At 73.3% G+C, this 22,943-nt stretch carries 22 protein-coding genes; 8 read left to right on the top strand and 14 right to left on the bottom strand.

Going from position 1 to position 22,943, the window contains the following annotated elements; all coding sequences use genetic code 11:
- Positions 1–17 precede the first annotated feature (17 nt).
- From yicI to IEZ31_RS17885, 5 genes are all read right to left on the bottom strand, one after another.
- Positions 18–2,429 carry an alpha-xylosidase gene (yicI, locus tag IEZ31_RS17865; protein ID WP_190250998.1) on the bottom strand — a complete coding sequence of 804 codons (2,412 nt, stop codon included), beginning with the start codon at positions 2,427–2,429 and terminating at the stop codon, positions 18–20.
- 23 nt (positions 2,430–2,452) lie between these two features.
- The gene (locus IEZ31_RS17870; RefSeq protein WP_229835342.1) at positions 2,453–3,271 is read right to left on the bottom strand and encodes a carbohydrate ABC transporter permease; all 819 of its coding nucleotides are present in this window, start codon (positions 3,269–3,271) and stop codon (positions 2,453–2,455) included.
- Positions 3,272–3,408: 137 nt separating this feature from the next.
- Complete coding sequence (locus IEZ31_RS17875) at positions 3,409–4,290, bottom strand: carbohydrate ABC transporter permease (RefSeq protein WP_190251000.1); 882 nt, start codon at positions 4,288–4,290, stop codon at positions 3,409–3,411.
- Complete coding sequence (locus tag IEZ31_RS17880; RefSeq protein WP_229835349.1) at positions 4,287–5,594, bottom strand: ABC transporter substrate-binding protein; 1,308 nt, start codon at positions 5,592–5,594, stop codon at positions 4,287–4,289. Before IEZ31_RS17880 ends, IEZ31_RS17875 begins: the two co-directional genes overlap by 4 nt.
- A 252-nt stretch (positions 5,595–5,846) precedes the next feature.
- Positions 5,847–6,950, bottom strand: coding sequence for a PucR family transcriptional regulator (locus tag IEZ31_RS17885; protein WP_190251001.1), 1,104 nt, complete (start codon positions 6,948–6,950; stop codon positions 5,847–5,849).
- A 99-nt stretch (positions 6,951–7,049) separates the two neighbouring features.
- Between IEZ31_RS17885 and IEZ31_RS17890 the strand changes: the two genes are divergently transcribed.
- Positions 7,050–8,678 carry an FAD-binding dehydrogenase gene (locus IEZ31_RS17890; RefSeq protein ID WP_190251002.1) on the top strand — a complete coding sequence of 543 codons (1,629 nt, stop codon included), beginning with the start codon at positions 7,050–7,052 and terminating at the stop codon, positions 8,676–8,678.
- 15 nt (positions 8,679–8,693) lie between these two features.
- Here IEZ31_RS17890 and IEZ31_RS17895 read toward each other — a convergent pair whose 3' ends face one another.
- The 4 genes from IEZ31_RS17895 to IEZ31_RS17910 form a co-directional block, all read right to left on the bottom strand.
- Positions 8,694–9,506: a phosphotransferase family protein gene (locus tag IEZ31_RS17895; RefSeq protein ID WP_190251003.1), complete on the bottom strand. Its 813-nt coding sequence runs from the start codon at positions 9,504–9,506 to the stop codon at positions 8,694–8,696.
- Positions 9,507–9,616: 110 nt separating this feature from the next.
- A complete protein-coding gene (locus tag IEZ31_RS17900; protein ID WP_229835351.1) occupies positions 9,617–11,089 on the bottom strand; it encodes a sensor histidine kinase in 1,473 nt (490 codons plus the stop codon).
- 14 nt (positions 11,090–11,103) lie between these two features.
- On the bottom strand, positions 11,104–12,663 hold the full coding sequence (locus IEZ31_RS17905) for an alkaline phosphatase D family protein (protein WP_190251004.1): 1,560 nt from the start codon (positions 12,661–12,663) through the stop codon (positions 11,104–11,106).
- Positions 12,664–12,709: 46 nt separating this feature from the next.
- The gene (locus tag IEZ31_RS17910; protein ID WP_190251005.1) at positions 12,710–14,038 is read right to left on the bottom strand and encodes a calcium:cation antiporter family protein; all 1,329 of its coding nucleotides are present in this window, start codon (positions 14,036–14,038) and stop codon (positions 12,710–12,712) included.
- A gap of 114 nt (positions 14,039–14,152) precedes the next feature.
- On the opposite strand from IEZ31_RS17910, the gene IEZ31_RS17915 reads away from it, so the two are divergent.
- Both IEZ31_RS17915 and IEZ31_RS17920 read left to right on the top strand, forming a co-directional pair.
- Entirely contained in the window at positions 14,153–14,581 is a 429-nt protein-coding gene (locus IEZ31_RS17915) for a hypothetical protein (protein WP_190251006.1), read from the top strand.
- A 128-nt stretch (positions 14,582–14,709) separates the two neighbouring features.
- Positions 14,710–14,976: an acylphosphatase gene (locus IEZ31_RS17920; protein WP_190251007.1), complete on the top strand. Its 267-nt coding sequence runs from the start codon at positions 14,710–14,712 to the stop codon at positions 14,974–14,976.
- A 45-nt stretch (positions 14,977–15,021) separates the two neighbouring features.
- Here IEZ31_RS17920 and IEZ31_RS17925 read toward each other — a convergent pair whose 3' ends face one another.
- Positions 15,022–15,525, bottom strand: coding sequence for a SigE family RNA polymerase sigma factor (locus IEZ31_RS17925; RefSeq protein WP_190251008.1), 504 nt, complete (start codon positions 15,523–15,525; stop codon positions 15,022–15,024).
- Positions 15,522–16,403: a hypothetical protein gene (locus IEZ31_RS17930; protein WP_190251009.1), complete on the bottom strand. Its 882-nt coding sequence runs from the start codon at positions 16,401–16,403 to the stop codon at positions 15,522–15,524. Before IEZ31_RS17930 ends, IEZ31_RS17925 begins: the two co-directional genes overlap by 4 nt.
- Before the next feature lie 134 nt (positions 16,404–16,537).
- Here IEZ31_RS17930 and IEZ31_RS17935 point away from each other — a divergent pair, with 134 nt between their 5' ends.
- Entirely contained in the window at positions 16,538–17,476 is a 939-nt protein-coding gene (locus IEZ31_RS17935; RefSeq protein WP_190251010.1) for an ATP-binding protein, read from the top strand.
- A 14-nt stretch (positions 17,477–17,490) separates the two neighbouring features.
- A complete protein-coding gene (locus IEZ31_RS17940; RefSeq protein ID WP_190251011.1) occupies positions 17,491–17,877 on the top strand; it encodes an SCO5389 family protein in 387 nt (128 codons plus the stop codon).
- A gap of 56 nt (positions 17,878–17,933) precedes the next feature.
- On the opposite strand, the gene IEZ31_RS17945 is transcribed toward IEZ31_RS17940, so the two are convergent.
- Positions 17,934–18,590, bottom strand: coding sequence for a hypothetical protein (locus IEZ31_RS17945; RefSeq protein ID WP_190251012.1), 657 nt, complete (start codon positions 18,588–18,590; stop codon positions 17,934–17,936).
- Between the two features lie 43 nt (positions 18,591–18,633).
- Between IEZ31_RS17945 and IEZ31_RS17950 the strand changes: the two genes are divergently transcribed.
- Positions 18,634–19,404 (top strand): SDR family NAD(P)-dependent oxidoreductase, encoded by a 771-nt coding sequence (locus IEZ31_RS17950; RefSeq protein ID WP_190251013.1) that lies wholly within the window; start codon positions 18,634–18,636, stop codon positions 19,402–19,404.
- Between the two features lie 114 nt (positions 19,405–19,518).
- Positions 19,519–20,268, top strand: a complete 750-nt coding sequence (locus IEZ31_RS17955; protein WP_190251014.1) for a magnesium transporter MgtE N-terminal domain-containing protein — start codon at positions 19,519–19,521, stop codon at positions 20,266–20,268.
- Here IEZ31_RS17955 and IEZ31_RS17960 read toward each other — a convergent pair.
- Together IEZ31_RS17960 and IEZ31_RS17965 are read right to left on the bottom strand one after the other, a co-directional pair.
- A complete protein-coding gene (locus tag IEZ31_RS17960) occupies positions 20,252–20,917 on the bottom strand; it encodes a response regulator (protein WP_190251015.1) in 666 nt (221 codons plus the stop codon). The two genes, IEZ31_RS17955 and IEZ31_RS17960, sit on opposite strands and share 17 nt — an antisense overlap.
- Positions 20,914–22,074: a sensor histidine kinase gene (locus IEZ31_RS17965; protein ID WP_190251016.1), complete on the bottom strand. Its 1,161-nt coding sequence runs from the start codon at positions 22,072–22,074 to the stop codon at positions 20,914–20,916. Before IEZ31_RS17965 ends, IEZ31_RS17960 begins: the two co-directional genes overlap by 4 nt.
- Before the next feature lie 144 nt (positions 22,075–22,218).
- Here IEZ31_RS17965 and IEZ31_RS17970 point away from each other — a divergent pair, with 144 nt between their 5' ends.
- Positions 22,219–22,914 carry a hypothetical protein gene (locus tag IEZ31_RS17970; protein WP_190251017.1) on the top strand — a complete coding sequence of 232 codons (696 nt, stop codon included), beginning with the start codon at positions 22,219–22,221 and terminating at the stop codon, positions 22,912–22,914.
- Positions 22,915–22,943: the final 29 nt, after the last annotated feature.

Consider the following 22,943-nt stretch of genomic DNA (forward strand, 5'->3'; position numbering starts at 1 on the left):
TTGCCTCCCTGCGGGGTTCAGTGGAGGTGCACGGTGACTTGCTCGGCGCCGGGATCCGCGTCGATGAGGACCCCGGCGGGGTCCGGAGTGAGCCGGCCGGCGTCGACAGCCGCCACCGCGTCGACGCCGGCCAGCTGCACCCGCCAGGCCGCCGTCACGCTCCCGCCGCCTCCGCTCCGCTCCGGCGGCGGGAGGAAACGCTGAGTTTCCCGGTGAGCGGCCTCTGCGCTCCGCTCCGAGCCACTCACAGCGTGACGGCGCACCTCGACGGTCGTGCCGGTCCGCTGCACCGTGAAGGTGGCATCGGGCCGGCCCTGGGCGGTCGGGATGTCGACGGTGCAGCGGGCGCCGTCGGCCAGCTCGAACACGCGCAGGGTCACGCCGTCGGCGTATGGGTAGTCGGGGCGGTCGCCGACCGCGCCGAAGGGTACGACCGCGCCGGGCCGGGCGAGCACCGGCAGGTCGCCGAGCGCGTACCGGCGGCGGACCCAGCCCGGACCGGTCAGCACCTCGCCGGAGCGCAGGTCGGTCCAGCGCCCCTCGGGCAGGTAGAACGCGTGGTCGCCGTCGGCGGTGAAGACCGGCGCGACGAGGATCGACTCGCCGAGCATGTACTGGCGGTCGAGGTGCCCGCAGGCGGGGTCGTCGGGGAACTCCAGCGCCATCGGCCGCATCACCGGCAGGCCGTCGCGGTGGGCGGTGACGGCGGCGCCGTAGAGGTACGGCATGAGCCGCGCCTTGAGCCGGGTGTACTCGGCGACGGTCGCGACGGCCTCGTCCCCGAAGAGCCACGGCACCCGGTAGGAGCCGGCGCCGTGCAGCCGGCTGTGCGAGGAGAGCAGCCCGAACTGGGCCCAGCGGGTGAACACCACCGGGTCCGGGGTGCCCTCGAAGCCGCCGATGTCGTGGCTCCAGAACCCGAAGCCGGACAGCGCCAGCGACAGCCCGCCGCGCAGGCTCTCGGCCATCGACTCGAACGACGACTCGCAGTCGCCGCCCCAGTGCACCGGGAACTGCTGGCCGCCGGCGGTCGCGGAGCGGGCGAAGACGACCGCCTCCCCCTCGCCGCGGTGCTCGCGCAGCAGCTCGAAGACGGCCTCGTTGTACAGCTGGGTGTAGTAGTTGTGCATCCGCAGCGGGTCGGAGCCGTCGGCCCACTCGACCTCGACCGGGATCCGCTCGCCGAAGTCGGACTTGAAGCAGTCGACGCCGGTGTCGAGCAGCGCCCGCAGCCGGTCCTGGTACCAGCGCTTCGCGTCCGGGTTGGTGAAGTCGACCAGGCCCATCCCGGCCTGCCAGCGGTCCCACTGCCAGACGTCGCCGGCGGGGGTGCGGACCAGGTAGCCCTTCGCGGCGCCCTCGGCGAACATGGCCGAGCGCTGCGCGATGTACGGGTTGATCCACAGGCAGATCCGCAGCCCGCGGGCCTTGAGCCGGGCCAGCATGCCGGCCGGGTCGGGGAACGTCACCGGGTCCCACTCGAAGTCGCACCAGTGGAACTCGCGCATCCAGAACGTGTCGAAGTGGAACACCGACACGGGCAGGTTCCGCTCGGCCATGCCGTCGAGCATCGACGTCACCGTGCCCTCGTCGTAGGGCGTGGTGAACGACGTCGACAGCCACAGGCCGAACGACCAGGCCGGGGGCAGCGCCGGGCGGCCGGTCAGCGCGGTGTACTTGCGCAGCACGTCCCGCGGGGTCGGGCCGTAGATCACGAGGTACTCCAGGACCTGCCCCGGCACCGAGAACTGCACCCGCGACACAGCCTCGGAGCCGACCTCGAACGACACCGGTCCGGGGTCGGCGACGAAGACGCCGTAGCCCGCGCTGGAGACGTAGAACGGCACGTTCTTGTAGGCCTGCTCGCTGCTGGTGCCGCCGTCGGCGTTCCACACGTCGACCGTCTGGCCGTTCTTGACGAACGGGCCGAACCGCTCGCCGAGACCGTAGATCGTCTCGCCGACGCCCAGGCTGAGCTGCTCCCGCAGGAACTCCCCGTCGGCGGTGTGCAGCGCCGCGGCGGCCTTCGGCACGCTCGCGGTGAGCACCTTGCCCGCGGCGACGAACTCCAGCCGGAAGCGGTCGCCGAGCGAGAACCGCGCGCCGAGGGCGCCGGAGGTGAACGTCACCGACTCCTCGTCGCGGGTCACCTTCGGGTCGGCCGCCGGGTCGGCGTCGATGCGGAACCGCGGACCGCGGGACCGGCCGCCGGTGTGCCGGCTGATCCGGACCGCCACGACGTCGGGCGCCGGTGCGGTGCAGTCGACGGTGAACAGCGGCGTGTTCAGGGTGTCGCCGCGGTCGCTGATCCGCTTCGTCGGCGCGTAGACCGACAGCCGGTCGGCGCCGACGGCGACGTCGCGGACGTGAACTGGGTACAGCGCCTCGACGCCGGGCCGCAGCTGCCAGTACCCGTCGGTGAACTTCATGCACGCTCCATCGGGTTGCGCATTTACTTGACCGCCCCCGCCATGACTCCGCGGGTGAGGGTCCGCTGGAAGACGAGGAAGAAGAGGACCGCGGGCGCGATGCCGAGCAGCGCCGAGGCACTGGTCGTGGTCGCGTCCATCATGCGTTCGCCCTGCAGCACGCCCAGGGCGACCGGCACGGTCTGGTGCTCGTTGGAGATCAGGAAGATGAGCGGGATGAACAGCTCGTTCCAGGTCCAGACGAAGAAGAACGTGAACAGGACGCCGAGCGTGGGCCGGCTGACCGGCACGACGACCTTCCACAGCGTGCGCAGCCGCCCGGCGCCGTCCATCGCGGCGGCGTCGAGCAGCTCGGTCGGGAACGACGCCAGCACCGAGGACAGCAGGAAGGTGCCGAACGCGCTCTGGATCGCGGTGAAGATGACGATGACCGCGACCTCGGTGTCGTAGAGGTCGACGAGCTTCGCCAGGTAGTACAGCGGGTAGACCAGGCTCTCCTGCGGCACCAGGTTGGCGACCAGGAACGCCGCCAGGAAGAAGTTGCGCCCGCGGACCCGGCCGATGCCGAGCGCGTAGGCGTTCAGCATCGAGAAGACCACGGCCAGCACCGCGACCGTGCCGCTGATGACCGCGCTGTTGAGCAGCTTGCGGCTGAAGTCGACGCGCTGCCAGAAGTCGGCGACGCCGCTGAGGTGCAGGCCGTCCGGCAGCGCCAGCGGGCCGTTGGTGCTGTACTCGGCCGGCGACTTGACCGCGTTGAGCACGACCAGCACGAACGGCGCGAGGACGAGCAGCACGACCACGACGAGCACGCCGAGCACGATCCAGCGCCCGGGCCGCATCGGTCGTGTCGCTTTGTGCGCGTTTCGCTCGACAGCGCGCACCGAAACGGCGGTCATGCGGCCTCCGCTTCGCTCCGGCCGCGTGCCTTGAAGACTGAGCCCGTGATGACCGGCCCCTCCGCTTCGCTCCGGACCGGTCATGCGTTGTCACCCCGCCGCTGCACGCGCAGGAAGACGAACGTCAGCGCCACGATGACGATCGTGAGCACGGTCGAGATCGCCGAGCCGTAGCCGACGTCGGCCCGCTCGAAGTAGTTCTGGTAGGCGAAGTACGACGGGACGAGGGTCGCGTTGCCGGGGCCGCCGCGGGTCAGCACGAAGATCTGCCCGAAGATCTTCAGCGCGGCGATCGTCGTGGTGATGAGCACGACGTAGATCTCCGGCCGGATCTGGTGGACCGCGATCCGGGTGAACCGCTGCCACCAGCCGGCGCCGTCGAGGTCGGCCGCCTCGTAGAGCTCCGGGTCGACCCGCTGCAGGCCGGACATGAACATGACGACCGGGTAGCCGAGCTGCACCCAGACCATCACGGCCATGACGGTGTAGAGGGCGTACCGGTCGTCGCCGAGCCAGTTGCGGCTGAGCGAGCCGAGCCCGACCGTGTCGAGGATCGAGTTCAGCGCGCCGTAGCCGGGGTGCAGGATCCAGCCCCACACGATGCCGGTCACCGCGAGCGGCAGCACCTGCGGCAGGTACAGGCCGGAGCGCAGCGCCCGGGCGATGCGCGGGCCGAGCCGCGGCGCGACGTAGTCGAACAGCAGCGCGGCCAGGAACAGCCCGAGCAGGGTCGGGACCACCGCCATGGCGACGATGAGGAACGCGATGTTGCGGAAGGACGCCCAGAAGTTCTCGTCGTGCAGCAACCGGTCGTAGTTGGCCAGTCCGGCCCACCGGGGGTCCCCGACCCCGGTCCACTTCGTGAAGCTCGTGCCGGCCGTGACGAGCACGGGGACGGCGATGACGAGCGTGCACAGCAGCAGACCGGGAGTCAGGAACGGCCAGTACCCCTTGCGTGTCATCCGCCCACGTTCGCCCGGTTGTCGTTGTACGGCTTGGCGATCTCGTCGAGCACCTGGTCGGGCTTGGCCGAGCCGTTGATGAGCTTCTGGACGCCCGCCACGAGCACGTCGTAGTACCCGGGCGCCGGCCAGTCGGGGTAGAACGCGATGCCGTCGTCCTTGACCACCTGGTCGAAGTTCTGGATCAGCTCCTTGCTCTTGGCGTCGGTGATCGCCGCGGAGTCGGCCGCGACCGGGATGCCGCCGGAGTTGCCGAGCAGGTTCTGGATCTCGGGCTTCATCGTGATGTCGATGAAGTCGTAGGCGAGCTGCTTGTTCTTCGCCTTGGCCGGGACGACCCACAGGTTGCCGCTGGAGCCCGGGTGCAGCTTGTTGCCCGGGAACAGGAAGCTGCCCCACTGGAAGGAGGTGGCCTCCTTCACCACCCGGCCGTACCACCACGAGCCGGAGATCATGATCGGGAACTTGCCGGACAGGAACGCCTGGCCCATGTCCTCGGCCTTGACGCCGGCCGAGTTCTTGTCGATGTAGCCCTTGCTCACCCAGTCGGCGAACGTGTTCGCGGCGTAGGTGAACTCCGGTCCCTTGAAGTCGACCTTGTTCTTGTACAGCTGGAAGTCCTCGACCCACTTGCGGTCGGCCTTCGACAGGGCGAGCAGGTAGAAGATCTGCTGGGCCGGGTACTCCGCGCCGCCCACGGACAGCGGCGCGACCCCGTTCTGCTTGAACGTCGCCATCGCGGTCTCGAGCTCGGCGAACGTCTTCGGGACCTGCACGTTGTACTTCGCGAAGAGGTCCTTGTTGTAGTACGCCATGACGAACTCGCCGTAGTTGGGCACGCCGTACCACTTGCCGCCGCCCATGATGCCGCGCTCGTCGTAGCGGGCCGTGGTGGCCAGGCTCGGGCTGAGCGCCTTGGCCCAGCCGCGCGACTCCGCCTCGGCGCTGATGTCGGTGAGCAGGCCCTGCTTGGACAGCAGGCCGGCGCTGGCGTTGCCCTTGTTGTACTCCATGACGTCGGGCGCGTCGTTGGAGTTGAGGATCATGTTGGCGCTCTGCCGGATCTGCTCGAAGCCCTTCTCCTCGAACACGACCTCGACGCCGGGGTGGGAGGCCTTGAACTGCTCGATCGCCTTGGCCCAGGCGACGCCCATGGCGCTGTTCGCGCCCTCGTAGTGCCACAGCTTGAGGGTCTTGCCGTCCCCGCCGGCCTCGTCGCCGCCGCCGCACGCGGCGAGCGCGGGGCTCACGAGGGCTACGACGGCCGCCGCGGCGGCGGCGGATCTGCGCAGTCTGCTGAACACGTCTGCTCCAGGTTGTTCGCTGGGGTGTACGCGGGTGTGGGGAGACGCCGGTCAGGGCCCGCCGGCAGGCGGGATCGCCGGCGGGGGTGGCGCCGGTTTGTTCGGAACGCTGTCGAAGCGCTTCGACAAGGAAGCTACGAAACCACGCCGCCGCATGTCAACAGCCGTCCAAAGACAACCTTGGACGTCGATGATGGCCAATTCAAGCGCTTCGACACGATCCGCTGCTCAGGCGACGGCGGAGCGTGAAACTTACCCGGCGGCGGTGAGGGCCAACTGGAGGGCGAGGCGCTCGTCGGGGTCGTCGAGCCGCTCGCCGAAGAGGTCGCGGAGTTTGCGCATCCGGTACCGCACCGTCTGCGGATGGGTGTGCAACGCCTCCGCGGTCGGGATGACCTGGCCCTGGGCCCTGAGCCAGGCGAGGAGGGTGGCCGCGAGCGGACGGCGGGTGCCGGGCGGCAGCGCTTCGAGCGGGGCGAGGACGCGGTCGGCGAGGCGGTCGGCGAGGCCGGGCTCCCAGGCGAGCAGCAGCGCGACGAGGTGGTCGTCGCAGGCGAGCACGCCATCGGGGAGGCGGCCGGCCTGCTGCAGGTCGAGGGCGCGCCGCGAGACCCGGTACGACGTGCGCGCCTGCCGCAGGGGAAGGACCGGCCCGACCGCGGCCCGCCGCCCGGTGAGCCCGCGGCCGTGGGGCGCGGGCGTCACGATCCGGGTCGCTCCGTCGATCACCGTGGCGATGGCGCCGCCGCCGACCGCGCTGGCCAGGTGGTCGGCGTCGGTCCCCTCGGCGCTGATCACGGCAACCGCCGGCGGCAGCGGCCAGCGGGCCGCCTCGGCGGCCGCGTGCAGGGCCGCGTCGGCCGGCGGGTCGGGCTGCACGAGCAGCGTGATGAGCCGGCGGCGGACGGTGGCCCAGTCGTGGGCGGCGTCGCGCTGCTCGTCGAGGTACCCCTCGGCGGCGGCGCCGGCGAGGGCGTCCACGTAGCCGAACAGCGCGGCCGCCGTCCCGTAGAGCTCGTCCGGGGTCAGCGGGCCCGGCCGCTCGACGAGCAGCGCCCAGATGGCCTGGGTGCCGACGGTCAGGATCGAGCGCAGGGCGTCGACGCGGTGACCCTCGCGGTGCTCCGTGCGCCCGAGGCCGGCGAAGACCTCCCGCGTCGCCGCGAGCTCGGCCTCGCCCGCCCCGGCGACGAGCGCCGCGACCGCGGTCTCCACCCCGAGTGCGAGGCCGTGGCCCTGCCCGCCGGTGAGCGAGCGGCCCTGCCCGCGCATCGCCTCGCGGACGACCGCCAGCACCTGTTCCTGCAACCCCGGTTGCAGAGCGCCCAGTTGGTCGGCGGAGCGGCGTGACAACACGGTACGACACCTTCTTTATCACCACGATGACAAAACCCGGCCGGAACTCTGCGCCCGGCTCCACGATTTTGGCACGCCGGTGCGCCTAGCCTGAGGGCCATGGATGCGGATGTGATCGTGGTCGGGGCGGGGCTCGCGGGCCTCGTGGCGGCGGCCGAGGCGGCGGACGCCGGCCGGCGGGTGATCGTGCTCGACCAGGAGCCCGAGCAGAGCCTCGGTGGCCAGGCGTTCTGGTCGTTCGGCGGGCTGTTCTTCGTCGACTCGCCGGAGCAGCGCCGCATGGGCATCCGCGACTCCGTCGAGCTGGCCTGGCAGGACTGGCTCGGCAGCGCCCAGTTCGACCGGCCCGAGGACGAGTGGCCGCGCCGCTGGGCCGAGGCGTACGTCAACTTCGCCGCCGGCGAGAAGCGCGCGTGGCTGCGCGCGATGGGCCACCGGGTCTTCCCGGTCGTCGGGTGGGCCGAGCGCGGCGGCGGCCCGGCCGACGGCCACGGCAACTCGGTCCCCCGCTTCCACATCACGTGGGGCACCGGCCCGGGCGTCGTCGAGCCGTTCGCCCGCCGGGTGCTCGCCAGCGACCGCGTGCAGCTGCGCTTCCGGCACCGCGTCGACGCCCTGGAGCCCGGCGGCGTCGTGCGCGGCTCGGTGCTGGAGCCGAGCACCGTCCTGCGTGGACAGTCCAGCTCCCGGACCGTCGTCGGCGAGTTCGCGCTGTCCGCGCCCGCCGTCATCGTCACCTCGGGCGGCATCGGCGGCGACCACGACCTGGTCCGCAAGGCCTGGCCGGCCCGGCTGGGCGCCCCGCCGGCCCGCATGGTCGCCGGCGTGCCGGCCCACGTCGACGGCCGCATGCTCGCCATCACCGAGCGCGCGGGCGGCCAGATCATCAACCCCGACCGCATGTGGCACTACACCGAGGGCCTGCAGAACTGGGACCCGATCTGGCCGAACCACGGCATCCGCATCCTGCCCGGCCCGTCGTCGCTGTGGCTGGACGCGGCGGGCCGCCGGCTGCCCGCTCCCCTGTTCCCCGGCTTCGACACGCTGGGCACGCTCCGCCACCTCATGGCGACGGGGTACGACTACAGCTGGTTCGTCCTCACCCAGAAGATCATCGAGAAGGAGTTCGCCCTCTCCGGCTCCGAGCAGAACCCGGACCTCACCAACCGCAGCGTCCGCCAGGTCCTCCAGCGCGTCCGCCCCGGCGCCCCGGCCCCGGTCGAGGCGTTCAAGCGCAACGGCGCCGACTTCGTGGTGGCGCGGACCGTCGCCGAGCTGGTGGACGGCATGAACAAGCTGGCCGGCTCGACGCTGCTCGACGCGGAGGCGGTGACCTCGGTGATCGAGGCCCGCGACCGCGAGCTGACCAACCCGTTCGCCAAGGACGCCCAGATCACGGCGATCCGGGGCGCGCGGGCGTACCGCGGCGACAAGCTGATCCGCGTCGCCACCCCGCACCGCCTGCTGGACCCGAAGGCGGGCCCGCTGATCGCTGTTCGATTGAACATCCTGACCCGCAAGACCCTGGGCGGTCTGCACACGGACCTGTCGGGTCGGGTCCTGCAACCGTCGGGCGAGCCGCTGCCGGGCGTGTACGCGGCGGGCGAGGTGGCGGGCTTCGGCGGCGGCGGGATGCACGGCTACAACTCGCTGGAGGGCACGTTCCTGGGCGGCTGCCTGTTCTCGGGCCGCGTGGCCGGCCGCGCCGCCGCAGCCGACGTCGCATAGCCGCCCGCACCGTCGTCACAGCTGTGCGATCGCGGCGCGGAGGAAATCGTCGCGCCGACGTGCCGCGTCGGCGCTGTACGACTCGGTCGACGTGTTCAGGGCGGCCACGGCGTCCCAGTACGGGATGTCGCCGGCCCGCGCGCCGCTCGCCCGTTCCCAGCCCTCCAGCACGCGTCCGGGGGCGGCGTCGTCGTACAGCATCGCCACCTGCTTGCGCAGCTCGCCGAGGTCCACCCCGGGGTGGCCGACGCCGGCGGTCTTCCAGTCGATCAAGGCGTGCACGCCGCCGCCGGCGAGCAGCGTGTTGCCGGGCCACACGTCGCCGTGGACGAAGACGGCCGGCGCGCTCGGAGCCTCGATCGCCCGGACCCGCTCGTCGGCCCGCTGGAGCAGCGCGGTGGTCGGCATCCGGCCGGCCCGGCGGTCCTGAGCGAAGTCGTCGACCGCGATGGGGCGGGGCCGGAACGGAAGCCGCGGCAGCGGGTCGAGTGCGACAGTGTGGACCCGGGCGATCGCGGCGCCGGACGACCGGAGCAGTGCGGCGGACGGCGCGGTGGGCCAGGTGCTCGTCCCGGGCAGGACGGTCTCCAGGCTCGCCGGCGTCCCTGCCGCACGACCGTCGAGATCGGCCGCGAGCAGGCGGGGAGCCGGCAGGCCGTGCCGCTCGGCGACAGCGAGGGCCGCCGCGTTCGTCGCGATCAGATCGGGGCCGATACGGCTGCTCGGGGACCGGAGGACCACCGAGAACGCCGACCCGCCGGGGGCCGTGACGTCGATCCACCACGGGCTTTCCCCGCCGTGCAGGGAACGGACCGCACCGACCGTCATCCGGGTGCCCAGCTGTGCCGCCAGCCAGGCGAGCAGCGACGCGGCCGGGCCAGGAACGCGCTGTCTACCTTTCCCGCACTGGACGACTCTGATCCAGGTGGGGCCGGCTGTCAAGCGGCGGTCACGGTCGCCGGGAGGGTGAAGCAGAGGCGGGCGCCCTCGGTGTGGGCCGCGTCGAGCCAGATGCGGCCGCCGTGGTGCTCCACGATGCGCTTGCAGATGGCCAGGCCGATGCCCGTGCCCGGGTACACGTCGCGCGGGTGCAGGCGCTGGAAGATGACGAAGATCTTGTCGGCGAACTGGGGCTCGATGCCGATGCCGTTGTCCGCCACCGCGAAGACCCATTCCGACCCGTCGCGGACCGCCGTCACCTCGATGCGGGGCGGGACGTCCGGGCGGCGGAACTTCACCGCGTTGGACAGCAGGTTCTGCCACAGCATCGACAGCAGGGTCGGGTCGCCCTGCACCACCGGCAGCTCCGCGACGGAGACGTCGGCGTCGGTCAGGTCGGCGCGGACGCGGGTGAGGGTCCGGGCCAGGTCGACGTCCGCGACGTTGTCGTAGACCCGGCCGACGCGCGAGAACGCCAGCAGGTCGTTGATGAGGGCCTGCATGCGGGTCGCGCCGTCGACCGCGAAGGCGATGTACTGCTGGGCCCGCTCGTCGAGCTGCTCGCTGTACCGCCGCTGCAGCATCTGGCAGAACGACGCGATCTTGCGCAGCGGCTCCTGCAGGTCGTGGGAGGCGACGTAGGCGAACTGTTCGAGATCCGCGTTCGAGCGGCGCAGCTGCTGCTCGGTCGCGCGGCTCTCGGCGAGGGCGCTCACCACCCGGCCCCGCATCGCCTCCACGTCGGCGGCCAGCTCGGCCAGGTCGGGCGGCCCCTGGGCCGGGACGTGGTGCTCGAAGTCGCCGTCGGCGACCCGCCGGACCGACGCCTGCAGCGACTGCAGCGGTCGCAGCACGGCCGACTGGAGCAGCACGGCGATGGCCGCCAGGCCGGCCAGCAGGGCGGCGATGATGACGACGAAGATCGTGTCCCGCCGCTCGCGGGCGTCGGTGAGCGCGGCCCGGCCGGCGACCCGGGCGTCCTCCACGTGGCTGCGCAGCACCTCGACCCGGCCGCGCAGCGCGTCGAAGGAGGACCGCCCCGACTCGACCAGCGGCGAGGCCGGGTCGCCGGCGGCGATGAGCGGCTCCGCGAAGCCGGTGCGCCAGCGCTCGGCGCCCCGGGCGACCAGCTCGACGTCGGCGAGGGCGACCGGCTCGTCGGCCAGCAGCCCGCGCAGCCGGCCGACCAGCTCCCGCTCGGCCGCGATGCCCGCCGTGTAGGGCGTGAGGAACTGGCGGTCGCCGCTGAGCAGGAACCCGCGCACGCCCGTCTCCTGGTCGACGAGCGCCGCGCCCAGCTGCACGACCGCGGTCCCCGCCGGGGAGACGCGGTCCTGCAGCCGGTTCGAGACGTCGGCGGTGCGGTCGAGGATCACGGCTCCGGCGACCGAGCCGATCGCGATGAGCACCACCATCGCGCCCAGGGTCAGCGCGAACAACCGCTGGCTCGTGAGCCTCCACCTACCCGCCACGCGAGCACAGTAGCTCAGGAGGTGTGCAGGCGCGCGGTTCCGGATTCGACGGTGTAGGAGGCGGTCGTGCTCACGGGAGCGTCACGGACCTCGATGGAGTCGACCGTGCGGGCGTCGGTGCGCCACGCGTGCCGGTCGACCGTGCAGCGCAGGTAGCCGCGGCGGGATCCGTCGAAGTACCGCACGTGCGGGTTCAGCGTCGGGTTGAGCGCCTTGAGCGGCGCGTCGAACGCGATCGGGAAGTCGGACGAGATCGAGGTCGCGGTGAACTCGACGGCCACCGGCGCCTGCTCCGGGCGGTCCGGGTCGACCCGCAGCTCGCTCATCCACGTCGAGTGGATGTCGCCGGCCAGCACGACCGGGTTGCGGACCTCGGCGGCGACGAGGTGCTGGAGCAGCCGGGCCCGCTGCGGGGCGTACCCGTCCCACTGGTCGAGGTTGGCCAGGATCGCCGGCAGGCCGCCGGTCGGGTTCGGCAGCTGGATGCGGCTCATCATGACCTGCTGGGCGATCACGTTCCAGCGGGCCGGCGAGCGGTCCAGGCCGCCGAGCAGCCAGCGCTCCTGGTCCTCGCCGGTCAGCGTGCCGGTGGTGTTGGCCAGGCCGGCCTGCGGCAGGCCGAAGTCGCCGGGGAAGCCGCCCGGCTGGTCGGTGCGGTACTGCCGGGTCTCGAGCACGTTGATCCGCGCCAGCCGGCCGAAGTCGAACCGGCGGAATATGCGCAGGTCGGCGCTGCCCGGCTTGAGGTTCGCGCGGATCGGCATGTGCTCGTAGTACGCCTGGTAGGCCGCGGCGCGCTGGCGGGCGAACTGGGCCGGCGTCTGGCGCTGCGCGCCCGTGTCGTCGATCTCGTCCGTCAGCGCGGCGTAGTTGTTCTCGGTCTCGTGGTCGTCCCAGGTCACGACCCACGGGAAGGCGGCGTGCGCGGCCTGCAGCGCCGGGTCGCTCTTGTACTGCGCGTGCCGGTTGCGGTAGTCGTCGAGCGTCACCAGCTGGTCCAGGCCGGGCGTCGCCGGGCCGGTGTGGTTGCGGTCGGCGAAGCGGCTGTGCGGGTCGTACTCGTAGATGTAGTCGCCGAGGTGCAGCACGACGTCGAGGTCCTCGCCGGCCAGGCCGCGGTAGGCCGGCCAGTAGCCGTTCTGGAAGTCCTGGCAGTTGACGATCCCGAAGCGCAGCGCGCCGCCGTCGGCCCACGGCGCCGGCGCGGTCTTCGTGCGGCCGGCCGGGCTGAGCGCGCCCTTGGCCCGGAAGCGGTAGAAGTACTCACGGCCCGGCAGCAGGCCGCGGGCGTCGACGTGCACGGAGTGGGCGAGCTCCGGCCGGGCGGTCGTCTCGCCGCTGCGGACGACCTTGCGGAACCGCTCGTCGAGGGCGACCTGCCAGTCGACCTCCACGGGCCGGCGGCTGTCGGTGATCAGCCGGGTCCACAGGATGACGCTGTCGGGCAGCGGGTCGCCGCTGGCGACGCCGAGCCCGAACGGCGACGTGCCGTGGGCGTCGGCGATGGAGGCGGGCAGCAGCGCGGCGCCGGTGGCGACCGCCGCACCCGTGAGGACGTGCCGTCGAGTCAGCATGGGGCTCACCCTGCCGCTCGTAGTCGAACGTTGCGCGAACGTTCGCTTAGCTACGCACGTGGATCTTCTCCCGCAGCCGGTCGCGGACCCGCAGCCGACCGGCCGTCGTCGTGCAGCACAGCGCGTCGCCGAGCTGCGCATACGGCGTGACGAGCCCGTCGCGCAGCAGCGGCAGCACCGACCGTCGCTTGCGGACGATCACGACCACGGCCAGCGCGAGATACAGGATCGACAGTCCGAGGCGCTCTTTTCCGTGCAGATCCGGCGGTACCACAGCGGCCAGCACGAACTGCGCGCCGAACAGCACCAGCAGCGTCGCCGCGGCGCGCAGGCTGAGGGTCAGCCCGGCGAGCAGGCTGATCGCCAGCAGCGACTGGGCGGCGGTGAGCAGCAGCTCCTCCCGCTGGGCCGGCTCGATGGGCAGGCCCGAGGTACCCCCGCTGGAGACCGCGAACACGATCGGCAGGGTCCCGACCAGGAGCGTCCACTGGTTGACCTTCGAGGACACGAGCGCGCCGAGCGCCTCGGTGGTGTGCAGCCGCCAGGCGTACAGCCCGGCGACCAGCAGCTCGGGCGCCTCGGAGGCGAGCGGCGCGATCCACTGCACGAGCAGGAACTCGCTCACCCCGAGCTCGGCCCCGGTCTCGACGAGCGACTCGGCGAACCGCTCCGCGCTGAGCAGGATCACCCCGGCCGCGACGACGAACAGCCCGATGACGGTCCCCCGGCGCGCCCGCTTGGCGAGCCCGCCGATCCACGCCGACGGCCCGATGAGGTCGGGGTCGCCGGCAGGCGCCCGGCTGACCCGCCAGCTGTACGCCACGAACACCGCGAGCAGGACGGCGGTGTCGAGCAGGGTGAGGGTCCGCTTGAAGGGCAGGATCAGGCAGTACAGCGACGCGACGGCGAGGAAGGCGAGCGGCACCGCGTCGGCCCGCTGCAGCCGGATGCCTCCGCGCCCGCTCCGACGCCAGGCGATGAGCACCACGAGCGCCCACCCGACCCCGACGAGGATCCGGTTGGCCCCGGTCATGTTCGCGAGCGCGAGCGAGCAGGCGGAGGTGGCCTCGTCGGCCGCCTTGCAGGCCGCCCCGTGCTCGGCCACGGCCGCCCCGCCCCGCGAGGTGAACACGAAGTCGACCGCGTACTCCGGCAGCACCGCGATGAACGCGAGCACGGCCACGGCGAGCCCGGCGGACACGTCGACCTGCGCCGCCTCCGCCGCCCAGGCGAGCAGGAAGGCCGCCCCGACGATCGCCACCCCGAACACCACCGCGGCGACGGGCGCCGCGGGCTGCCACCCGGCGAGCGCGGTGGCGACTCCCGGCACGGTGGCGAGGATCGCCAGGAGGCCGGACAGCGGTGGTCTACGCATGGGAGCGGACTCTACCGCCGCCCGGCCGGCGTCGTCGGGATCGATGAAGGGTTTGGGACGTCATGGCGACCATCGATCTGTGACCGCGCCGGCCCGAGCGGTATGGTCGGCGGCGTGCATCGGGTCGCCTGGGCGCTCGCCGGAGCCGCCGTCGTCATGTGTGTGCTGTCGGCCGTCGTCGGCCGGCCGTGGTCCACCCTGGCCGCCCTCGCGGCGGTCGTCATCCTCGGGGCCGGGCTCGCCCTCGCCTATTTCAACGGGCGGGGCATCCAAGGGCAGTGGGAGCGGCACGGGGTCAGCGCCGAGTTCGTCGTCGAGCGGGTCGTCGCCGAGTTCAGCGACGACGGACACACCCGCCTGAGTGTCGACGGGCGGGTCGAGGGTGCCGGCAGCCGGCGGTACGAGACCTACGTGCGCAATGCGGACGTCCACCTCGTTGCCGAGGGCGCACGGATCGCGGCGACCGTCCTGGCCGCCGATCCCGACGCCGTGCGGCTCCACCTGCGCCCGCCGGGGTTCGTCGTCCTGCAGGCGCGCTCCTAGGACCGGCAGGTTCCGGCGCCGCATCGTGACGCAGACAGCGCGCTCGGGTGCGTGCCGGGCGGCCCGAGCCCCGCGTGGTTCACCCGGACCGTGGCGGCCTTCCTGCGGTGACGCGGTAGCGTCGGGGCATGGTCCGCAGAAGGGTGCTCGTCTCGGGACGGGTGCAGGGGGTGTACTTCAGGGACACGTGCCGCCGCGCCGCGGTCGTCGCCGGCGTCGGCGGGTGGGTGCGCAACCTGGCCGACGGCCGCGTGGAGGCGGTGTTCGAGGGCCCGGGCGCCGGCGTGGACAGGATGGTGGACTGGGTCGGTCACGGCCCGGACTCGGCCGTCGTCACGGCCGTCGCCGTGCACGAGGAGCCCCCCGAGGGCCTGACCGTGTTCACGATCCGCTGACCGCCGGTGGGCGGTCCGGCGGTGAGCCGGACCGCCCCCGAGAACCTAGTCGCGCAGCGCGAGCAGCTCCGCGTCGTCGGCGCCCAGCAGGGACCGCAGGCGGGACAGGCCGCGGGCGCTCTGGGTCTTCACCGTCGGGACCGACACGCCCAGCAGGTCGGCGACCGTGTCGATGCTCTGGTCCTCCCAGTACCGCAGCACCAGGATCGCCCGGTCCCGGGCCGGGATCCGGCTCAGCGCCTCGATCAGGGTGAGGCGCAGCTCGGCCTGACCGTCCGGGGCCGGCGCGTCGGCGACCCGGTCCACGACCACCTCGTGGCTGCTGCTGCGGCGCTGATGGTCGAGGAACACGCGGAGCAGGACCTTGCGCGCGTAGGCGTCCGGGGAGTCCCGGCGGTGGATCCGTCCCCAGTGGACGAACAGCTTCGCGAGGGCCGTCTGGGTCAGGTCCTGCGCGAGGTGCCAGTCGTGGCACAGCAGGTACGCGGTGCGGCGCAGCCGGGGCGCCGCGGTGCGGGCGTAGTCGACGAACCCTTCGTCCGGGCTCATGCGAGCTCCGGCAGGTTCGGGAACCGCGCCGCGCCGGCGTCCACGATGGACCTCGCGAGCGTCACGTTCCAGCGCGGGTCGAGGGCGATGCCGGCGGCCTGCTGGATGGTGAGGGCCGGCGGCGCCGGCGGGTTGCGCGTGCCGTCCCACGCGAGGCAGCTCGCGATGTTGACCTGGACCCGGATGCCGTCGGCCCGGGTGACCTCGACGACGGCGTGCTGGATGCAGTTGCCGGTGAACTGCCGCACCACGATCTCGCCGCCGTTGTCGAGCGGCGCCCGGTAGGACACGCCCTCGTCGGGGGACGGGCAGGCGTCGAGCCCCATCGTCCGGCAGCGGGCCTCGGCCTCGCCCGGAGGCACGGTATCGCCGGAACCGACCACCTTGGAGACGTTCACGCGCAGCATGCCCTGCCCGTCGCCGGGGTCGAGGTACGTCTGCACGAGCAGGTCGTCGTTGCCGGCGTAGGCGCCGGTCGGGCCCTCCGGCAGCAGTGACAGCAGCAGCTCCAGCACCCCCGCGGGGGTCGCGGCGACCTGCGGGCCGGTGGCCGGCGCGCCGGCCGGCGGCTGCCAGGGCACGAGCTTCTGCGACGGGTCGAAGGACGGGTACGCCCGCGGCGGCACCGTCCGCTCGGTCGATCCGATCCCCGGCCCGCCGGCCTGCACGCCGGGCGCGCCGCCGGTGGCGCCGCTCGCCACTACCGCGGCCACGGCGACGACCGCGAGCACGGCCACGGCCACCCCGCCGGTCTGGACGCGGCGAAAGGTCCGCAGCCGGCGGCCCTGCCGCACCGACGCCCCGACGAGATCGCCGATGGGCGGCTCCGGCTCAGCCTCCAGCTCCTGCACCAACCGCGACCGGAACTCCTGGTCCACGTCAACTGCCTCCCTCGTGCACATGGTCCCGTCACCTGGAAGCACGGGCCGGGCCACCACCGGAGTCGCTGTGACCCGGGTCACATCCGCGTGTTCTGGTTGCTGTCGAAAATGAAAACCGATACCAAAAGGGGGTGAAAACTGCCTTCGTGGGCAAGGGCGGCAGCGGGAAGACCACGCTCGCCGCGCTCTTCGCCCGCCACCTTCGAAGCCGGCCGCTCCTGGCCGTCGACGCCGACATCAACCAGCACCTCGCCGCCGCGCTCGGGGCCGATCCGGCGGCCGCGGCCGGGCTGCCGGCCCTCGGCGCGCACCTGGACGAGATCAAGGACTACCTCCGCGGCGGCAACCCGCTGATCGCCTCCGCCGCGGCCATGCTGAAGACCACGCCGCCGGGGCCCGGCTCGCGCCTGCTCAAGGTCGTCGAGGACAACCCGATCTACGACCGGCTCGTCACCGACGTCGACGGCGTGCGGCTCGCGGTCACCGGCCCGTTCTCGGCCGAGGACCTCGGCGTCGCCTGCTACCACTCCAAGGTCGGCGCGGTCGAGCTGCTGCTCAACCACCTCGTCGACGGCGCCGGCGAGTACGTCGTGGTCGACATGACCGCCGGCGCCGACTCGTTCGCGTCGGGCCTGTTCACCCGGTTCGACCTGACGTTCCTGGTGTGCGAGCCGACCGTGCGCAGCGTCGGGGTCTACCGGCAGTACGTCGGCCACGCCCGCGACCACGGCGTGGCCGTCGCCGTCGTCGGCAACAAGGTCGAGGACGCCGACGACGTGGCGTTCCTGCGCGCCGAGGTCGGCGACGACCTGCTCTGCTGGGTCGGCCGGTCCGCCTTCGTGAAGGCCGCCGAGCGCGGCCGGTTCCGGCCGATCGACGAGCTGGAGCCGGACAACGCGGCGGCGCTGACCCGCATGCAGGCGGCGCTCGACGCTCGGCCCAAGGACTGGGCCCGCTACGCGGCGCAGGCCGCCGACTTCCACGTCCGCAACGCCCTGGCCTGGGGCAACGACCGCGCCGGGGCGGACCTGACCGGCCAGATCGACCCGCAGTACACCCTGACCCACTGAAGAAGGAGCACCGCATGTCCCTCAACGTCCCCACCGCCCTGCTGGAGCGCGCCGAGGCCGGGCCGGTCGACGACGCCGAGTTCGTCGCCTGCGTCCGGGACTCGCTCCCGTACGCCTGGAGCGTCATCAGCGAGGTGGCGTCGACCACCGGCGAGGCCGGTTACGCCGAGCACGCGGTGCCGCCGCCGGGCGAGGCCGAGCGCGGGCAGCTGCTGCGCGCGCTGGCCAGCGACGCGATCAGGAGTTCGCTCGAACGGCACTTCGGGGTCGTCCTCGCGTTCCAGAACTGCCACCGGGTCGCGGCCTTCGCCCCGGAGCAGACCACGACCGAGCGGTACCGCGCCTTCACCTCCGTGCGCGGCCAGCTCCTGAACCAGTCCCCCGAGCTGCGCGACTGTTAGGGCCTGTTCACAGCTGAGGCCGCCGGGCTGCGGCGGGCCCAGCTGTGAAACCGGCCCTAAATCGCGATCCAGGTGGCCCGGGCGGTGGCCAGCCGGTCGCCGCCCGGACCGTACACAGTGGACAGCACGTCGGCCTTGCGGCCCTCGCCGCCGACGTGCCGGCCGAGCACCACGCAGGCGTCGCCGGGCGACGGCAGGGCGTCGACCCAGACGGCCAGGCGGCCCAGCACATACGGGCGGCCCTCGCTGATCACCGACCAGCCGCCGGGGCAGTCGAGCGCCGCCCACAGGGTGACCCGGTCGACCTCGTCGCCGGCGGTCCAGGGAGCCGCGACCCGGCCGTCGCCGAGCGGGCCGGGGAAGATGCCCATGCCGTCGTCGCGGGCGTGGCCGCACACGTAGCAGGTCGGGAACGGGTGGTCGGTGAGGCCCGGATACGCCTTCGCCGCCGCCGCGGCCTCGTCCGGGGGCACCGGCGGCACCGCGGCGGGAGCCGGCTCGTCGAGCGGGCGGGCCTCCGCGATCACCGTCTCGCCGTCGAGCGCGCGCAGGACCGGGCCGTCGTGGCTGAGCCGGAGCTCGACGCCGAGCGGCGGGGGCTTGCGCAGCGTGACCTCGGCCGCGCGGGGACCGAGCTCGGCGGCGAGCAGGCCGGCCGAGTAGCCGCCGTTGCCGGAGCCGGGCGGGCCGTTGAAGCGCGCACCGATGATCATCCTGCCTCCTCGCCGGGTGTCCTGCGAACGATACGCTGCCCCGATGACGGACTTCCCCCGCTTCACCGTCCCCGGGCAGGTCGCGCTGGTCACCGGGGCCGCCCGCGGGCTCGGCCGGGCGATCGCGCTCACCCTCGCCGAGGCCGGCGCCGACGTGGCGATCGGCCTGCGGGACCGGGCCGCCGACGCGGGGCTGGCCGACGAGATCGAGGCGCTGGGCCGGCGGGTGCTGCCGCTGCAGATGGACATGACGCGGGTCGACGAGATCCGCGCCGGGATCGAAGCGACGACCGCAGCGTTCGGACGGCTCGACATCCTGGTCAACAACGCCGGCATCGCGCCGGGCAACCCGGCCGAGGACGTCGTCGAGGACGACTTCGACCGGACCCTGGCGATCAACCTCAAGGGCACGTTCTTCGCCAGCCAGGCGGCCGGACGGGTGATGATCCGGCAGCGGTACGGGCGGATCGTGAACGTCGGCTCGCAGGCCGGCGCCGTCGCGTTGCCCGGCGAGGCGGTCTACTGCATGACCAAGGCGGCGATCGCGCACCTCACGAGGTGCCTGGCCGTCGAGTGGGGGCCGCACGGCGTCACCGTCAACGCGGTGGCGCCGACGTTCGTGCACACGCCGGGCACGGAGGAGTACCTCGCCGACCCCGCCCACCGGGCCGACGTCGTCGAGCGCATCGCCGCCCTGCACCGCATCGGCGAGCCGATGGAGGTGGCCGGCGCGGTGCTGTTCCTGGTCTCGCCGGCCGCGTCGCTCGTCACCGGCGAGGTGATGCTCGTCGACGGCGGCTGGACGGCACGCTGAACCAGCCCGCCGCCGCTCCGGGCGAGGGGTTTGCCGCAGACCTGGCTGATCGCCCGACACGGTCCGGCCCCGCGGGCCATGTGCGCGGCGCCCCGGCGGTGCTATGAACGGCGGATGCTGCCCGGTGGCATGATGCCCGTCACCCAGCTCGTCGCGATGATCCGCAGCTCACCGCCCAAGTCGGCGGCGGGGCTGCTGATGGCCATGCCCGCCGAGCGGCTGCCGGTGGTGACCGCGGCGATGCGCCCCGCCGACGTGGCCCGGCTGGTCCCGGCGCTGCGCCCGGAGGCGCGGCGCCAGCTCGTCCATGCGCTGGCACCCGATCACCTGTTCGAGGTCATTCGCACGGTACCCCTGGAGCAGGCCACCGACCTGCTCCAACTCGTGCCGGCCGAGCGCCTCGCCCCGGTCGTGGCCGGCCTGTCCGACGGCGCGCTGGCGGCGCTGCTCGGCAGCCTGCCGCCGCCGGAGCGGCAGCGGGTCGAGGCGGTCGCCGACCCGCGCCGCGAGCACCGCGTCCTGGGCCTGGCCTACGGCGACGCGGTGGCCCGCGCCCTGCTCCGCGGCAACCTGGAGGTGGCCGAGGAGCGGGACACGCTGCTCGTCACCAAGGGCCGCTGGCGGGTCGCGGTCGCCGCCCGGCACGACGACGACGGGCGAGTCGCGGTGCGCGACGCCGAGGACACCGCCTACCGGTGCCGGGCGACCGGGGCGCTCGCGATCACCGACGTGCCGGCGGCGGACGACGTGCTGCGGTACTGCCGGGAGGCCCGCGACGCCGGCCGGCCGCTGTCGACGGTCACCTGGGTCGACGAGCGGCACGACGGTCAGCTGATCCGGGCCGTCGTCAGCCTGTTCCAGTAGTCCCGGGCCTGATCAGGCCGCTCTCGTAGGCGAAGGCGACCGCCTGCACCCGGTCGCGCAGGTCGAGCTTGGTGAGCATCCGGGACACGTACGTCTTCACCGTGGCCTCGCCCAGGTACAGCTCGGCGGCGATCTCGGCGTTGGACAGTCCCCGCGCGACCAGCCGCAGCACGTCGACCTCGCGCTCGGTGAGGTCCGTGAGCCGCTGGGCGGCCCGCGGGTCGGCCCCGGGCGCGGCCGCGAACGACTCGATGACCCGCAGCGTGACGGCGGGGTCGAGCAGCGCCTGCCCGGCGGCGACGGTCCGCACGGCGTGCACCAGCTGCTCGGGCGGGGCGACCTTCAACAGGAAACCGCTGACGCCGGCCCGGAGCGCCTGCTGTACCGCGGCATCCTCGTCGAACGTGGTCAGGATGACGACCTTGGCGGCCGACTCGGCGAGGATCTGCCGGGCCGCGGTGATCCCGTCGGCGCGCGGCATCCGCACGTCCATGAGGACGACGTCGGGCTCGGTCCGGCGGACCTCGTCGCGGGCCTGGACGCCGTCGGCCGCCTCGCCGACGACCTCGATGTCGGGCTGGTGGTCGAGCAGCATGCGCAGCCCGGCCCGGATCATCGCCTCGTCGTCGGCGATGACGACCCGGATCACCGCTGACCTCCCCTGGCCGGGAACACGGCGTGGACCGCGAAGCCGCCGTCGCCGGTCGGGTTCGCGGCGACCGTGCCGCCGAAGACGGCAACCCGCTCCCGCATCCCGGCCAGCCCGTGCCCCGCGACCGCGCCCCGCTCTCCGCTCGGCTCCGCGGCGGCTCCCCCCGGCTCGTTCTCGACCGTGATCGTCGTCCCGGTCGCTGACACGCCGACCTTGACCGTGGTCGGGACCGGGCCGGCGTGCTTCAGCACGTTGGTCAGGGCCTCCTGCAGCACCCGGTACGCGTTGATGTCGACCGCCCTCGGGACGGCCGTGAGGTCGCCGTCGACGGTGAGGTCCACCGGGAGCCCGGCCGAGCGGACGTCGTCCACGAGATCCTGGGTTCTCGCCAGGGACGGCTGGGGCGCCGACACGGGCTCCCGCAGGACGCCGACGAGGGCCCGGAGCTCCTGGACCGACTCGCGGCCCAGGCGCTCGACGCCCAGCAGCATGTCGGCCTGCGGGGTGCCGGCCGGCAGCGTCGCCCGCACCGCGCCGAGCTGCAGGACCATCACGCTGATCGAGTGTGCCACCGCGTCGTGCATGTCGCGCGCGATCCGCTGCCGCTCCTCGGCGACGACGGCCGCCTCGCGGGCCTCGCGCTCGGCCTCGACGGCCTGGGCCAGCCGGGCCATGAGCTCGGCCCGGTCGCGCAGCCGGCGGGCGAGCAGGCCGACGCCCCAGGCGCCCCAGCACAGTACCCCGAAGAACAGGTTCTCCCAGGCCATCGCGCCCAGGCCGGCGACCGTCGAGCCGGCGGCGCGGCCGGCGATCCAGGTGCCGAGGCTGGCCATGAGCTGCGCGGCGAGGGGCGCGGGCCAGGACGGTGCGGCTCGGCGGTACCCGGCCCAGCCCGGCGCCAGGAAGAAGCCGAACACGGCGGCGCCGGTCGGGCCGTTGAGCCCGCCGGCGACCGCGATCGGGAACGCGAGCGCGACCACGGCGCTGCCCGCGACGGGGAACCAGGCCGCGAGCACGGCGCCGACGACGACCGCGGCCAGCGCGGACGCGGGCGCGGCGGGCGCGGCGCTGAACCCGCTGTCGAGGACGATCTCGACGACCCCGATGACGGCCAGCACCACCGCCGTCGCCCAGGGAACGATCATGCGGGACATGGTTGGACTGTAGGCGGCCCGGGGTGACCGGCGGGTCGGCCGTACGACGGACAGCGTGACCGCGCCACGTCCGCCGTGGGGCGGACGCGCTTCGAGACGCGCGCAGGCAGCGCCGGGGGTGCCCGTTTCCATAGCGTTCCTGGCATGACCGTTACCGAGATCTCCCCCGCCTCGCGGGTCTCCTCCCCCGCTTCGCGGGTGCTTCCGTACGCCGCCGGCCTCGCGCTCATCGTCGGGGCCGGGTGCTTCTTCGCCGGCCTGGCGACGTCCCCGCCGCAGGCCGCCGAGGACAAGGCCGCATACCTGCAGTCCCTGGCCGCCGACCCGTTCCAGACCCAGCTGTCGGCGCTCTTCCTGCACTACGGCAACCTGCTCATGGGCGCCGGCCTGCTCGCCCTGCCGTTCCTGGTCCGCGGCCGCAAGGGCTTCGCCCTCACCGCGGTCGGCGCGCTGCTGGGCGCCCTGACGCTGCTGGAGATGTCCGGCGCGCTGCTGTCCGACTGGTTCCACATGGAGATCGGCCGCAACCTGCCGGCGGACCAGGCGGTCGCCCTGTCCGACAAGGTGCTCGCCCACCCGGCCCAGCAGCTGGCGTTCAGCCCCGGCCCGCTGGTGTCGCTCGCCCTGCTGCTGACGTTCGTGGGCCTGGCCCGGGCGGGGGTGCTGGGCTGGTGGACGGTCCCGGCGATCGTGGCCGGGTACGCCGGCCTGCTGTTCATGCCCTACGACACGCCCATCCTGCCGGCCGTCGGCACCATCCCGATGCTCGCGGTGCTGGTCATCGCGGGCCTCCGCACGATCAGCCGGGCCCGGCTGCGGCCGGCGGTAGCGATCGCGTAGCCCGCTGCGGCAGTCTGACGCATGACGAT

Origin of the sequence: Dactylosporangium sucinum (assembly GCF_014647515.1) — a bacterium.
Taxonomy (GTDB): domain Bacteria; phylum Actinomycetota; class Actinomycetes; order Mycobacteriales; family Micromonosporaceae; genus Dactylosporangium; species Dactylosporangium sucinum.

Coding starts and splice junctions, on each gene's coding strand:
- yicI (WP_190250998.1), bottom strand. CDS start 2,429: ATGAAGTTCACCGACGGGTACTGGCAGCTGCGGCCCGGCGTCGAGGCG.
- IEZ31_RS17870 (WP_229835342.1), bottom strand. CDS start 3,271: ATGCGGCCCGGGCGCTGGATCGTGCTCGGCGTGCTCGTCGTGGTCGTG.
- IEZ31_RS17875 (WP_190251000.1), bottom strand. CDS start 4,290: ATGACACGCAAGGGGTACTGGCCGTTCCTGACTCCCGGTCTGCTGCTG.
- IEZ31_RS17890 (WP_190251002.1), top strand. CDS start 7,050: ATGGATGCGGATGTGATCGTGGTCGGGGCGGGGCTCGCGGGCCTCGTG.
- IEZ31_RS17895 (WP_190251003.1), bottom strand. CDS start 9,506: ATGACGGTCGGTGCGGTCCGTTCCCTGCACGGCGGGGAAAGCCCGTGG.
- IEZ31_RS17905 (WP_190251004.1), bottom strand. CDS start 12,663: ATGCTGACTCGACGGCACGTCCTCACGGGTGCGGCGGTCGCCACCGGC.
- IEZ31_RS17910 (WP_190251005.1), bottom strand. CDS start 14,038: ATGCGTAGACCACCGCTGTCCGGCCTCCTGGCGATCCTCGCCACCGTG.
- IEZ31_RS17920 (WP_190251007.1), top strand. CDS start 14,710: ATGGTCCGCAGAAGGGTGCTCGTCTCGGGACGGGTGCAGGGGGTGTAC.
- IEZ31_RS17925 (WP_190251008.1), bottom strand. CDS start 15,525: ATGAGCCCGGACGAAGGGTTCGTCGACTACGCCCGCACCGCGGCGCCC.
- IEZ31_RS17940 (WP_190251011.1), top strand. CDS start 17,491: ATGTCCCTCAACGTCCCCACCGCCCTGCTGGAGCGCGCCGAGGCCGGG.
- IEZ31_RS17945 (WP_190251012.1), bottom strand. CDS start 18,590: ATGATCATCGGTGCGCGCTTCAACGGCCCGCCCGGCTCCGGCAACGGC.
- IEZ31_RS17950 (WP_190251013.1), top strand. CDS start 18,634: ATGACGGACTTCCCCCGCTTCACCGTCCCCGGGCAGGTCGCGCTGGTC.
- IEZ31_RS17955 (WP_190251014.1), top strand. CDS start 19,519: ATGCTGCCCGGTGGCATGATGCCCGTCACCCAGCTCGTCGCGATGATC.
- IEZ31_RS17965 (WP_190251016.1), bottom strand. CDS start 22,074: ATGTCCCGCATGATCGTTCCCTGGGCGACGGCGGTGGTGCTGGCCGTC.
- IEZ31_RS17970 (WP_190251017.1), top strand. CDS start 22,219: ATGACCGTTACCGAGATCTCCCCCGCCTCGCGGGTCTCCTCCCCCGCT.